Below are 13,518 nucleotides of genomic sequence, written 5' to 3'. Positions count from 1 at the left end.
TCTAGTTAAATATTATTTAATATAAAATGGAATTTTATATATGGACTTAAAAAGGCAAATAGAAACTGGTATTAAATTAAGAGGAGCAGATAAAGTTGCTCGCATTCCGATTAAAATTTTACCTACAGAAGAGTTACCGACTAAACCTGACTGGATTAGAGCCAAAATAACCGATTTTGAAGAAATTAACCGCATAAAAAATTTGCTACGCCAACAGAAGTTACACAGTGTTTGCGAAGAAGCGGCGTGTCCAAATTTACCGGAATGTTTTGGTGGAGGTACGGCAACATTTATGATTATGGGCGATATTTGTACTCGTCGCTGCCCATTTTGTGATGTCGCTCATGGTCGCCCAAAACCGCTAGATGAAGATGAACCTAAGCATTTGGCAGAAACAGTCGCAAATCTAAACTTAAAGTATGTCGTGATTACCTCTGTAGACCGCGACGATCTACATGATGGCGGTGCTGCACATTTTGTAAAGTGTATTGAAGAAATTAGAAAACATTGTCCAGAAACATTGATTGAGATTTTAGTACCAGATTTTCGCGGTCGTTTAGAGACAGCGCTTTCAACTCTAAGCTTATCTCCTCCAGATGTGTTTAACCATAATATTGAGACGGTTCCTCGTTTATATAAAGCGATGCGCCCCGGTTCAGATTATCAACATTCGCTTGAGTTACTTAAACGCTTTAAAGCATATTGTCCCGATATCAAAACCAAGTCTGGCCTGATGGTTGGATTAGGAGAAATAGAGGCTGAAGTGCTTGCCCTACTCAACGATTTAAAAGACTATCAAGTCGATCTTGTCACGATTGGTCAATATCTTCAGCCTTCAAAATCACATGCGCCTATTCATCGGTTTGTAAATTTACAAGAATTTGAACGATATACCCGACACGGTAAGCGATTAGGTTTTAAAAATATTTGGAGTGCACCTATGGTTCGTTCTAGCTATTTTGCTGATCGACAATATTTCGGAGAAGAAGTGCCAAAGCCTTTCAGCCGACAAGATGTCTTATCTTAATGATTAGGCAATTAACAAAACTTATCCAATAGGATAATGGTCAAGACTTATAAAATTATTTAAGGTAAGGAGATAACTAGGAAATAGTCACAATAAGAAAGTTATAACTGTTGAGCGGCTACGGATACGCCATTTCAATGATAAAGGAATTTCGATATGGATATGTCAGAACAATTATCATCGCCTTTAATAGACACTAGTCCGTCCTTATTTCGGTCGGAATCCTCATCTCATTCTAAACAATTAGGAAAAAAACCATCACTTGACCTTGAAGCAGCACCTTTGTTTGATCTGGGTGAGGAATGGGAACACTCATTATTTGGTCGTTCGATTCACGAGTGCCATCGCAACTTAATGCATATTGCCGAAGATGCCGATATGGCCATTGGTGTGACTGATCCTCATGGTACTCTACTTTGGACATGGAGTAGTCACCCTATGCGCTCATCGGCTGAGCAAGTACACTTTGTTGAAGGTGGTCAGTGGTCTACTCAGGCAGTAGGTCAAAACGCCATTGGTCTAGCATTAAATACACATTCTGCAAGCTGTGTTTACTCACATGAAAACCAAATGAATAGTGTCAGAGACTGGGTCTGTTATGCAGCACCGATTACCGATACAAATACAGGTCAGTTTTATGGAATTATGAATTTATCGACTAAATATCAAAAACATAATTCACTTGGAGTTTTAGCAGTAGAGCGTTGTGCTGACATTGTTAAACAAGCAATTCAACTTCATCAGAAAAATATCTTATATATTAAAGCCTTCGGCACTCCTAAAGTTCAATATAACCAACACAGCCTTACATTGACTCAACGTCAAATTGAGATTCTGTGCATTCTAACCCTTTGTCCCGAAGGGATTAATCTTGAAGAACTTCACTATGCTTTATATGGTGATCGGCCTGTAAGTACCACCACTTTAAAAGCAGAACTTTCTCAACTCAGAAACTTAATACCCGACGTTATCGAGTCACGACCATATAGACTTAACTGTGAAATTCAATGTGATTTTTTAATGGCCGAACAAGCCTTAAACCTTGGTTTTACATCAACTACGCTTACACTCTATAGAGGAAGTTTCTTAGCTAAATCAGAAAGTCCTTTTTTATGCGCATGGAGAGATTGTTTTGACGCTCGTTTGAGTCATGTGATTTATCAAATTGAAGATATTGATCAATTATTGCGAGTAGTCAGTCGTGTACCAGACCGTGTAGATGCTGTTGAACGTTTACTTGAATTATTACCCGAAGAAACACCTTATCGAACTAAACTCTTAAAGTTGCTCGAATAAAATAAAAGGGAGAATATCCATACGATATTCTCCCTTTTTAAGGCTAGATCAAGCAGTAGCTTGAAGCTGTACCCTATAGCAGTCGTCCAAAGCTAATTCGTAATACCGCAGTCCTTCTTCAGCAGCATGAAATGCTTTTTGCTGCCAGTCAGGACGATCATTGCATAAGCGCTTAATCAGCTCCATAGCTTCATAAGGATGAAGATCATCATAATGTGCATGCGCGCGTAACCAAGCTAAAGAACGTTTATCAATCGTGACTTCAGGATGATTAGTATAGGTATGAATACCTTTATACACCTGAATAGACCAATCTCCAGTTGCCCATTCAATCGCCAAATTTGTTGCAGCCAGACATTCTGCCAAATTGCCTCGATGACTCATATTCCACAGAAAATGGTTTACAGCATTCATAGCAGCGGGTGGTCGTACGTGATCAAGTTCTTCAACTGTTAAACCAAAACCTCCAGCCCAATCGCGATACCATTTTAAGTGTCGCTCTTCTACCTTAATATTTTGAATTAACCAATCTCGCGCTTCAGTAACTCCCGGTTCAGAAAATCCAGTCGCTTTCCCCAATGCTCCAGCCATATATGACGGGAAATGGGCGACTAATGGATAGAAATTAAGTAAAGCATAACGGAAACTATCTAGGCTCAATCCCCCATTGGCCATTTCCGTAAAAAACGGATGTTTACTCACCCGTTCTTTAGCTGGTAACAGGTCGTCCCAGAACCGTTGTGACCATCCATTATGCGGCGTAATTTCTAAATTCATTCCATATTGATTTAGAGCAGTCATTGCTAATTTTCCTATTTATATGACAGCAATCATCTGTATTTCACGTTATAAGTCTATCCGAAAATGATAAAGATACAATCGTTAATCGACCATTTGTAACTTTTTTCGATGGATTGGGAAACTTTAGATAATTATTAGGCTAATCATTGAAATGTCGTGATTTTTATCACATTTAACATAGATAAAAATCATTACTTTTTTAAAAAATCTGTATTATTATTTTGAATAAACCACACATTATATAATCAATATTTTTAGATGGAACTTTACTTAAAATAAGTCTCATTTTATGACAACTTCCAATATAGAGAGCATTAATTATGAAGTTGCAGGGTTCCAATATATTGGGACAGGAACAAATAGATTTATTAACCACACGAGGATTAAATTTCGTATGGTTTCCAAAGCAGCTTGAAACGATTTATCGTTTTCAATACCAAAACGGTGCTGCCTATGAGTTCCGCTACAGAGCGCCTATTATTTTAATATTATATATATTTTTAAGCTTTGGTATATATCAAGTTTTACCAAGTGAACAAGTTTTATCCTGGTTTAGCTATTATTCTTGGGTTGGTGTAATTGTTCTTATCGCTTGGATTTTATCATTTATTAAAAAATTAAATCAGTATTTTGATTATTATGTAGGAGTTGGCTCGGCTTTAGCGGTAGCAATTACTTTTATTTTAATTAACGTTATTGAGAATGGACAAGATAATGTTCTTTTTCATGCTGCCATGATGTATGCAATCGTTATTATTTATGGTGCTGTTGGTATGCGCTTTTATACCGCCATATTTGCTGGATGGATGGGAGGACTAGTTGGAATTTTAGTAAGTAACTACTTAAATGGTGTGATCGACTGGACGTTCTTAAACCGAACTTACACTTTTAGTAGTTTTTTGGGAATGACCCTCGCCTATGCAACGGATCGTCAACATCGAGAAAACTATTTACAAAACTGTATGATTGAGCTGAACCGCATTGAGCTCATGCAACAAGCGCAGCAGTTATCCTTACTTTCTCAGCAAGATGCACTTACTGGTTTAGCCAATCGACGTTATCTAGATGAAACCTTGGATAATGAATGGCGCCGTGCATTACGACATGAAACCCCACTCACTATTATGATGGTCGATATCGATTATTTTAAAGCCTACAATGATACGCTAGGACATCTCAAAGGTGATGAATGTTTAAAAGAAATCGCAATTGCTATTTCTTCTATTGCTGCTCGTAGTGGTGATTTAGTTGCTCGTTATGGTGGTGAAGAGTTTTTACTACTATTCCCAATGACAAATTCTCAGCAAGCTTTGATACAGGTCGAACGTTTAATGAATGCGATTAATAAAATTGCGATTAAACACCCATGTAGTGATGTTTCACCACAAGTCACTATTAGCGTTGGAGTAGCAACCACAATTCCACGTCTAAACGATTCTATTTCTGCTTTTGTGGCACGAGCTGATCATGCATTATATAAAGCGAAAACCAATGGACGTAATCAATATAAGATTGCTGTAAATGAAGAACAAATTGTAGATTTAACTTAATAATGGCAAATAACAATTGAGGATAACTTTTGGCTAGTGATTACATTATTTGTTTTTGATATTAATCTTTTGAATTAAAATAATGAAAGAATTCTCTATTTAGCTTTTCCATCCGTGGTAAAGCTAAAATGTAATCTAGATTTAATATGTACTAAATATTGTTGTTTAGTTCTTAATATTAAATTAAGAATGATTTAGTTAAGATTAATACATACCTACTCTAAGCTAAAAAATTCCAGTTCATCAGAATTCTCCTTTTAACTTCTTCCAAAGTTTATTTATAAAATAGAGCAATAAGTTTTGCTCCATTCTAGGAGGGGCTGTCTGAACAACTTCATTTGAAAATGGCAATATCGAGACAATATTCTCATGTATCGTTTCATAGTTCGGATAAGCCTCTTTTTTAATAATCTCTATAATTTTTTGTATTTCATCTACAGATAAGTTCAAGAATTTTTTAATTTCTTGGACTGTCTTTGATTCAATAGATAATAAAGCACATACTCTAGTGACATTAACAATCTGCTCTGCATGAATATTTTTAAAGTTTGGATAACAAACAAGTTTGTATAGAATTTTTGTCTCAAACGGATCTGTAGCAGTTATATTTTCTATACGTTCTTGATAAGATTTTTTAAAATATTCATTATTTTCAATTTCTAATAAAATTTTTAATAGTTCCTGATACCTTAAGGGTCTCTTTAGACCATATTGATAACCTTTTAAAAGCTCAGGGTTATTACTTAATACAATTTTAATTTTTTTAGGAATAAGAATATTTGTATAGCCGCTATCTAAATCAATAATATATATATCTGGATTATCATCACTATATATCCAGTTTTCAGATAGCTGAGAGGATAAAGATAAGTCATGAATAACTTTTATCATTGCCTCTAAGTTTTTAGGCAATAGTTTATCCTTTGACATACAGCCAATTCTATATGTACATTGATTCATTGATATTTCCCCAATTTCAATGATGACTTTGAAAATTATTTGTTTAAAGTAATAAAATTTAAATATGTAATAAACTTATATAAAACCAATTTGAATAAAATTAGTTTTAAGATATGAATATCTTGCGGAAGTATAAAAACTAATAAGACTTTAATTTTTTACTTAAGCGGATAAATATCTTCAGAAATAAATCGCGGGTATTATATTTATATAGAGATTATAAGACAAGGAAATAATTTAAAATTTAATAGAGCCGAATATGATAAAAAATTAAAGCCCCCAAGTTTAAGTTAAATATGGGGGCTTAATTTACTATAGTCAAAATTATGACTATGGTTCAATTGGTGCAAACGGTGGAACAACATCTGTATTTTGTGCACGATGGCGTAGGAAGTGATCCATTAGGACAATAGCCAACATTGCTTCTGCAATTGGAGTTGCTCGTACACCTACACATGGGTCATGACGACCTTTAGTTAACACATCAGTATCTTCACGGCTTAAATTAATCGTTTTACCTGGTGTTGTAATACTTGCAGTAGGCTTTAATGCAATAGCGACTCGAATGGTTTGACCACTCGAAATACCGCCTAAAATACCGCCTGCATGATTCGCTAAGAAGCCATTACTCGTCAACTCATCACGTGTTTCATGACCAAACTGCCCAGCAACTGCGAAACCATCCCCGATTTCAACACCTTTAACCGCATTAATGCTCATCATGGCATGAGCAATGTCAGCATCTAGACGGTCAAAAACAGGTTCACCCCAACCTACAGGAACTTTTTCAGCTAAAATTTCTAGCTTAGCCCCGCAGCTTGTGCCTTGTTCACGTAAAGACGTAACCAATGCTTCAAAACGAGGAACAGCATCTACATCACCACAGAAAAATGGATTATTTGGAACTTCATTCCAATCCAGTTTTTCAGCAACTTCATTACCAATTTGAGTGACATGACCACGAATCAATACACCAAACTTTTCTGCTAAATATTTCTTTGCAATTGCACCAGCTGCAACACGCATAGCAGTTTCACGAGCACTCGAACGACCGCCACCACGATAATCACGGAAACCGTACTTTTGTGTATAGGTGTAGTCCGCATGACCCGGTCTAAAAGTCTGAGCAATATTGCCGTAATCTTTCGATTTTTGGTCAGTATTACGAATGAGTAAACCAATTGGTGTACCCGTAGTTTTACCCTCAAATACACCAGAAATAATTTCAACCTGATCAGGTTCCTTGCGCTGAGTCGCAAATTTTGATGTACCCGGCTTACGGCGATCCAGATCTTTTTGAAGATCTTCTTCGGTTAACTCAAGACCAGGTGGCACGCCATCAACAATTGCCATTAAGCCAACGCCATGAGACTCGCCACATGTCGTTACACGAAAGAGTTGTCCAATACTGTTCCCTGCCATATGTACAACTCCTTATGCTTGTTGCTGTTCAAATAGTTTTCTATAACGACGACATTGTTCTGCGGTTAAAGCAAAAATGCCAGAACCACCTTTTTGGAAAGTAAGCCAGTTGAAATCAATCGTATTGAAGTTCTGACGCATAGCCCATTCAGAGTTACCCACTTCAATGACAATTAAACCATCTTCAGTTAAATAATCTGCCGCTTGAGCAAGCATTTTACGCACGAGATCTAAACCGTCTTGGCCTGCTGCCAATGCAAGCTCAGGTTCATGTAAAAACTCTTCCGGTAAGTCAGCCATGTCTTCAGCATCAACATATGGAGGGTTACTTACAATTAAATCGTACTGGTTTTCAGCTGGAATCTTGGCAAATAAATCAGATTCAAGTAAAGCAACTTGATATTGTTTATTATGGTGTTCAACATTAATCGATGCTACTTCCAAGGCTTCTTTAGAGATGTCCGTTGCATCTACTTCAGCATCTGGATATGCATAAGCCAAAGCTACAGCAATACAACCAGAACCTGTACACATATCTAAAATACGTTGTGGAGTTTTAGGTTTTGCATTTTCTGGCAGGTTGTTAAGTGCCTCACGCATTTGACCATTTTCATCTAAGCAATATGGTGCAAAACGTTGTTCAATTAATTCTGCAATTGGTGAACGCGGAATAAGTACACGCTCATCCACATAAAATGGCTTATTAAAGAAGTAAGCTAAATTTAATAAATAAGAAGTCGGAATACGGTCATTAATACGACGTTCTAACAAACTTAAGAATTCTGCTTTTTCACTTGGCAAAAGCTTAGCATCTAAAATCTCTGAGTCTGCTGACCATTCAAGAGATAAGGTTTGTAAAACTAATGCAGAACTTTCTGCAAAATAATCTTCAGTACCTTGTCCTAAATGTGCATCATGTTGACGTAATGCTGATACCCCAAAGCGAATAAAATCTCGAATTGTAGATAAATTTTCAGCAGCTTCCTGTAAATGTTCAGGGCTAATCGTCGGTCGCTCCACTTAGGCGTCTCCAAAGGCAAATTTTGCAAAGTGACTATTCTACTGAGTGAGACAAAGCAACGCAACGCTTTGCCTTGTGAAGCAGTGTTTTACACACCTATCTCTAACAATCACAGCTTAAAATCAGAATACTTTGTTTTAATTAAGAAATAATGAACTTTTAACAAGGTATAGATTTCGTCTATGAAATAAAAAAGCGGTCTTTAAATATTGACCGCTTTTTGTGTTTAGTTGGTTTAAAGCTTAAGTTTTTCTGCCACATAATCCGAATCTTTGTCTCCACGACCAGAAAGATTAACCACAATCATGGTTTCTTTCGACAGCTTTGGTGCTTTTCGTATTGCCCATGCGACAGCGTGTGAGCTTTCAAGCGCAGGAACAATTCCTTCTACACGAGATAAGGTCATAAAAGCATCCAAACATTCTTGGTCAGTTGCAGTGCTATATTCCACACGGCCTAAATCTTTTAAGAAACTATGCTGTGGCCCAACACCAGGATAGTCCAATCCTGAAGCAATAGAATGCACGGGTAACGGTTCACCAGCTTCATTTTCAAGCACGTAACACGCCATACCATGAATTTGACTTGGTTTACCTAAGGTTAAAGTTGCCGAATGCATGTGAGTTTCTAAACCATGTCCTGCTGGTTCAACCCCAACCAATTTCACATCCGAATCATTTAAAAATGCCGTAAAAGCACCGATTGCATTTGAACCGCCACCCACACATGCGACAACATAATCTGGGTTTTTACCAAAACGATGATGCGTCTGCTCTTTAATTTCATTGCCAATAATCGATTGAAAATCTCGAACCATTTTTGGAAATGGATGTGGTCCAACCACAGAACCAATTGCATAAATAAAGTTTTTAGGGTCTTTTAAATATTCTTCAAACGCGCTATCTACAGCATCTTTTAAGGTTGCTGTACCACGTGTTACTGAAACTAAATGAGCACCCAAAATTTTCATTTTGACCACATTAGGGTGTTCTTTTTCAATATCGACTTGTCCCATGTGAATTTCACATGGAATACCAACTAAAGCACAAGCCGTGGCTAAAGCAACGCCATGCTGTCCCGCACCAGTCTCGGCAATAACTTTCTTTTTGCCCATATATTTAGCAAGTAGAGCCTCACCTAAACAGTGATTAATTTTATGAGCACCTGTATGATTTAAGTCTTCACGTTTTAAATAAATTTGTGCACCGCCTAACTGCTCAGAAAGACGTTTTGCGTGAAATAAAGGACTTGGACGACCTACATAATTTGAAAAGAGGTCTGATAATTCATTTTGAAATTCTGGTGTATGGCGAATTTCTTCATAAGCAACATTAATTTCATCCATTGCTTCTTTTAAATGCGGAGGAATAAATTGGCCTCCATATTCACCAAAAAATCCCTGTTCATTTGGCAAAGCAATACCATTAATTTGATGTTGCATATCATCCCTCTTTTTAAATTATTAAAGTTATCAAGTTTATCGAGAAAGGTAACGCGTCAGATCCTCAATACCTTTTAGGGTCATTGGATACATATGGTTTTCAAAAATCTCTTTAATCCAACCAATGGTTTGAGTGTAATGCCAATACCCTTCAGTTTCAGGGTTTAACCATGCTGTTTTATCAAAATGTTGACGTAGGCGACGTAACCAAACCTCACCTGTTTCATCATTCATATATTCAACCGAGCCACCTACCGATTTCAGCTCATACGGTGCCATACTGGCATCACCCACCACAATTACACGATAGTCGCGTCCGTAAGTATGGAACAGATCCCAGGTATTCATGCGGGTTGCTGTTCTTCGGTAGTTATCTTTCCAAACATAGTCATAAAGACAGTTATGGAAATAAAAGTATTCAAGGGTTTTGAATTCGGTTTTAGCTGCGCTGAAAAGCTTTTCACATTGGGCAATGTGCGTATCCATCGAACCACCCACATCAAACAACATGAGTACTTTGATTCGATTGCGACGCTCTGGCACCATCTGAACATCCAAGATACCTTGTTTGGCTGTTTCTCGAATAGTTCCATCAACGTCTAACTCTTCAGCTGCGCCTTGGCGAGCAAATTTGCGTAAACGTCGTAACGCAATTTGCATCTGACGAGTTCCAAGAACTTGGTCGTCATCTAGATTTTGGTATTTCCGTTGTTCCCAGACTTTAACCGCCGAACGTTTACGCCCCGGCCCACCAATTCTGACGCCTTCTGGATGGTCACCAAAAGCTCCAAAAGGTGAAGTTCCACCTGTGCCAACCATACGGTTACCACCTTGGTGTTTCTTATGCTGTTCGCGTAAACGCTCTTCTAGCATTTTCATTAGTTCTTCTAAAGAACCTGCTTTTTGAAGTTCAGCTCTTTGCTCTGGTGTTAAATGCTTTTCGAGAAGTTCTAAATCGAACCAGTCTTTTGGTAATTTATGAACTTGCTTAAGCAACTCATCGATATCAAAAGTTTCAATGCCATCAAAGTAATCTTTCATGGCACGATCAAACTTATCAAAAAATCGCTCATCTTTAACTAAAATAGTTTTAGCAAGCTGATAGAACTCTTCTTGGTCAGCAAAAACCAAACCTTCACTCACCGCACGGTTTAGATCAATGAGTTCACGAGTGGTAACTGGAACACCATATTTACGTAAGGTGTAAAATAACCGCACAAACATGGGTTACTCCCTCCCTTAACGTCGAGACATGAAAGCCAAGCGTTCGAGAAGTTGTACATCTTGCTCGTTTTTGATGAGAGCACCATATAAAGGTGGAATAGCTTTAGATGTATCCCGATTACGTAATACATCTTCAGGCATATCATCTGCCATGAGCAAGCTTAACCAATCAATTAACTCAGAAGTTGATGGTGGTTTCTTCAAATTAGGAATTTCACGTAGTTTAAAGAAAACTTGTAAAGCTTCGTTTACTAGTGTTGCAGAGATATTGGGGAAATGAACCGCAATGATTTCTCGCATTGTGGCTTCATCTGGAAACTCAATATAGTGGAAGAAGCAACGACGCAAGAATGCATCTGGTAATTCTTTTTCATTATTTGAAGTAATAATTACAATTGGGCGTTGCGTTGCCGTAATTGTTTCATTCGTTTCATAAACATAAAAAGACATTTTATCGAGTTCATGCAACAAGTCATTTGGAAACTCGATATCGGCCTTATCAATTTCATCAATTAATAATACGCAACGCTCTTCACTGGTGAAAGCTTCCCACAATTTACCGGGTTTAATATAGTTCTTAATATCGTAAACTCGGTCATCACCTAATTGGCTATCTCTTAAACGAGAAACTGCATCATATTCATACAACCCTTGCTGTGCTTTAGTTGTAGATTTGATATGCCAAGTAATCAGTTTTAAACCTAAACTTTGTGCTACTTGTTCAGCAAGTAAAGTTTTACCCGTGCCCGGTTCACCCTTAATCAGTAAAGGCTTTTGCAAAGCACGAGCTGCTTTTACAGCAAGCTTAAGACTATCAGTCGCGATATATTGATCTGTACCGGTAAAATGTTGGGTATCAGCAGACATGTAAAGACCTTATTTTTCTATTTCAATGGTTAGATGGAACGCATGCTTTTGTTTGTTGAATATTTTGACCAACAATATCCAATCACCAAACCTAGACCAACTACAAACAGAATTAAAGATAAATTTGACCAAATTAACGGACTATCTTTAGTTAAAACACCAAAAAGAAGTCCAAAAATAGCAGGTGCTACAGATGCATTCGGTCCTTCAGACACTGTTGGTGTAACTAAAATAGCAAATACAATCAACCAGCTAATTGCACCAAAAGTAGTAGGAAGACGGCGCATTAATCGCCACCAACACCACAAAGCAATAATAGCGCCTATTCCATAAGCTGTTAAAGCAATAACACCTTCTGGAATAACATCCAAAAAAGAGAATAACTGATTCATTATTCCAGTTTGATCTTCACGCACCACGTAAGCCCTCTGGTTCAACTGCATTCGGGTTAATTAACCCTTCTGGCGGCATCTGAATAAAGAAACCTTTTGTTTGTAATGAGTCTAAAACATGTAAAACATTAACACGCGCCAATTTACGTGTTGGAGCCAACTCTAAATGCATGACAAACGTTGCACGACCAAACGCTTGTAAAACAGCTTCAGGAACATTTTCAAACGGATCAGCTTGTTCCGTATTGTCAGGATAGTTTGGACGAGCAATATACATGTACATTTCATCTTTTTTGCTCGATCTATAAATATCACAGTGCATTTCAAATCAACTCTTGAACTAAGGACAGCATACATGAAAAAAAACGACACACACACGCAGGTTTGTTTACGCATCAGTCGTTTTTTTAATTCTTGAGAAATATTAACCTACAACATTGATTAAGGTCGATAATAACTTTGTTCCAAACATGAGTTATATTTTACAAAAACAATATAAGTTTTTGATTTTAAATATTAAAATATAAAATCTATTCTATTAAAATAAAAGCAGTTCTTGGATTTTAAAAAAGTATTCATCATCAAAGATTTGATAATATTGTTCTTGCAAGATTTATACTTAAGCTATCAAAATAATAAATTTCTTTTTCACCTATTTAAGAATACACACTTGAGTAAAACTTTTAACTACTTCACTACACATCACCAGATGTTACTTAACTCGTTTAATAGCGAGATATGATTCAATAATAAGTATCTGGTTCATAGATATGGAGGACAAAATTATGCCTCGTGGTGATAAAACTGCTTATACAGCAAAGCAAAAGCGTCAGGCCAAACATATTGTTGAGAGTGAGGTAGATAGAGGCCATTCTCAAGAAGAAGCCGAACGAATTGCATGGTCTACCGTCAACAAACAAGATGGTGGCGGTAAGAAAAAGCCCCATTAATATATAAAAATAAATACTTCTTTAGCTCAAACTAAAGAAGTATTTATTATTTAAGAACGTGTTAATTTTTTTCTAAAAGACGCGCGTGCTTTTTATATAGTCATCGCTTACTTGATTTAAGGCACTCAAAATAGCGCTATCATCTTGACTTAATAAAGCTTTATTAAGACTTTCCATATAAGCAATGAGTTGGGTTTTAGAAGTATGGGCAAATTCGGTCGTTACAGCTTCATCTTCATATAAGATTACGTAACTACGTGCGAAACCGTAGATTAGGTAAACTGCTGCTTTTTCTTTTGTATCTTGAGATTCTTTAAGAGACTGCTCACATGCATTTTTTAAGTCTTTAAATGCATCTGTACCAATAGATTGATTTTTGAAAGATAAAAGTATTGTTTGGAAGCTCATATCCATATTCCACTCAAAAAGTAAAGCTACAGAACAAGATAGAACCTGTCAAATAATATCCTGATTAATATAAATTTAATTGTAAATAAATTTATATTTAACTTCCTTTAGATCACGATAAATCATGCAATAAAAAAACCACTCTTTTTAAGAGTGGTT

The 13,518-nt window shown here is 36.7% G+C and carries 14 protein-coding genes; 4 read left to right on the top strand and 10 right to left on the bottom strand.

The annotated features are described in order from the left end of the window. The first annotated feature begins 40 nt into the window (after positions 1 to 40). A complete protein-coding gene (gene lipA / locus J580_RS07140; RefSeq protein ID WP_032003587.1) occupies positions 41 to 1,027 on the top strand; it encodes a lipoyl synthase in 987 nt (328 codons plus the stop codon). 156 nt (positions 1,028 to 1,183) lie between these two features. After that, positions 1,184 to 2,323, top strand: coding sequence for a hypothetical protein (locus J580_RS07135; protein WP_032003586.1), 1,140 nt, complete (start codon positions 1,184 to 1,186; stop codon positions 2,321 to 2,323). 48 nt (positions 2,324 to 2,371) lie between these two features. Here the strand turns inward: J580_RS07135 and J580_RS07130 are convergent, their stop codons facing one another. Next, the gene (locus J580_RS07130; protein ID WP_032003585.1) at positions 2,372 to 3,124 is read right to left on the bottom strand and encodes a TenA family transcriptional regulator; all 753 of its coding nucleotides are present in this window, start codon (positions 3,122 to 3,124) and stop codon (positions 2,372 to 2,374) included. 320 nt (positions 3,125 to 3,444) lie between these two features. Between J580_RS07130 and J580_RS07125 the strand changes: the two genes are divergently transcribed. Next, positions 3,445 to 4,674 (top strand): GGDEF domain-containing protein, encoded by a 1,230-nt coding sequence (locus J580_RS07125; RefSeq protein WP_005069350.1) that lies wholly within the window; start codon positions 3,445 to 3,447, stop codon positions 4,672 to 4,674. A gap of 243 nt (positions 4,675 to 4,917) precedes the next feature. Here J580_RS07125 and J580_RS07120 read toward each other — a convergent pair whose 3' ends face one another. The 8 genes from J580_RS07120 to J580_RS07085 all read right to left on the bottom strand — a co-directional run bounded on the left by J580_RS07120 (position 4,918) and on the right by J580_RS07085 (position 12,323). Then, positions 4,918 to 5,634: a hypothetical protein gene (locus J580_RS07120; RefSeq protein WP_032003584.1), complete on the bottom strand. Its 717-nt coding sequence runs from the start codon at positions 5,632 to 5,634 to the stop codon at positions 4,918 to 4,920. 330 nt (positions 5,635 to 5,964) lie between these two features. Continuing rightward, positions 5,965 to 7,056, bottom strand: a complete 1,092-nt coding sequence (gene aroC, locus J580_RS07115; protein ID WP_032003583.1) for a chorismate synthase — start codon at positions 7,054 to 7,056, stop codon at positions 5,965 to 5,967. 12 nt (positions 7,057 to 7,068) lie between these two features. After that, positions 7,069 to 8,076 carry a 50S ribosomal protein L3 N(5)-glutamine methyltransferase gene (prmB, locus tag J580_RS07110; protein WP_002113580.1) on the bottom strand — a complete coding sequence of 336 codons (1,008 nt, stop codon included), beginning with the start codon at positions 8,074 to 8,076 and terminating at the stop codon, positions 7,069 to 7,071. Between the two features lie 236 nt (positions 8,077 to 8,312). Further along, complete coding sequence (gene trpB / locus J580_RS07105) at positions 8,313 to 9,518, bottom strand: tryptophan synthase subunit beta (RefSeq protein ID WP_032003582.1); 1,206 nt, start codon at positions 9,516 to 9,518, stop codon at positions 8,313 to 8,315. Positions 9,519 to 9,554: 36 nt separating this feature from the next. Next, positions 9,555 to 10,742, bottom strand: coding sequence for a vWA domain-containing protein (locus J580_RS07100; RefSeq protein ID WP_032003581.1), 1,188 nt, complete (start codon positions 10,740 to 10,742; stop codon positions 9,555 to 9,557). Positions 10,743 to 10,757: 15 nt separating this feature from the next. Beyond that, positions 10,758 to 11,609 (bottom strand): AAA family ATPase, encoded by an 852-nt coding sequence (locus J580_RS07095; protein ID WP_002113662.1) that lies wholly within the window; start codon positions 11,607 to 11,609, stop codon positions 10,758 to 10,760. A gap of 29 nt (positions 11,610 to 11,638) precedes the next feature. Beyond that, positions 11,639 to 12,025 (bottom strand): hypothetical protein, encoded by a 387-nt coding sequence (locus J580_RS07090; protein ID WP_002113949.1) that lies wholly within the window; start codon positions 12,023 to 12,025, stop codon positions 11,639 to 11,641. Further along, positions 12,018 to 12,323 carry a YcgL domain-containing protein gene (locus J580_RS07085; RefSeq protein ID WP_005069366.1) on the bottom strand — a complete coding sequence of 102 codons (306 nt, stop codon included), beginning with the start codon at positions 12,321 to 12,323 and terminating at the stop codon, positions 12,018 to 12,020. The genes J580_RS07090 and J580_RS07085 overlap by 8 nt, the downstream gene beginning before the upstream one ends. Positions 12,324 to 12,786: 463 nt before the next feature. On the opposite strand from J580_RS07085, the gene J580_RS22920 reads away from it, so the two are divergent. Next, entirely contained in the window at positions 12,787 to 12,951 is a 165-nt protein-coding gene (locus J580_RS22920) for a hypothetical protein (RefSeq protein WP_032003580.1), read from the top strand. Between the two features lie 72 nt (positions 12,952 to 13,023). On the opposite strand, the gene J580_RS07075 is transcribed toward J580_RS22920, so the two are convergent. Then, positions 13,024 to 13,359 carry a hypothetical protein gene (locus tag J580_RS07075; RefSeq protein ID WP_032003579.1) on the bottom strand — a complete coding sequence of 112 codons (336 nt, stop codon included), beginning with the start codon at positions 13,357 to 13,359 and terminating at the stop codon, positions 13,024 to 13,026. Between the last annotated feature and the right edge of the window lie 159 nt (positions 13,360 to 13,518).

Origin of the sequence: Acinetobacter sp. 1542444, from assembly GCF_000581835.1 — a bacterium.
Lineage (GTDB): Bacteria > Pseudomonadota > Gammaproteobacteria > Pseudomonadales > Moraxellaceae > Acinetobacter > Acinetobacter pittii.
This window is presented reverse-complemented; position numbering and strand designations above follow the sequence as displayed.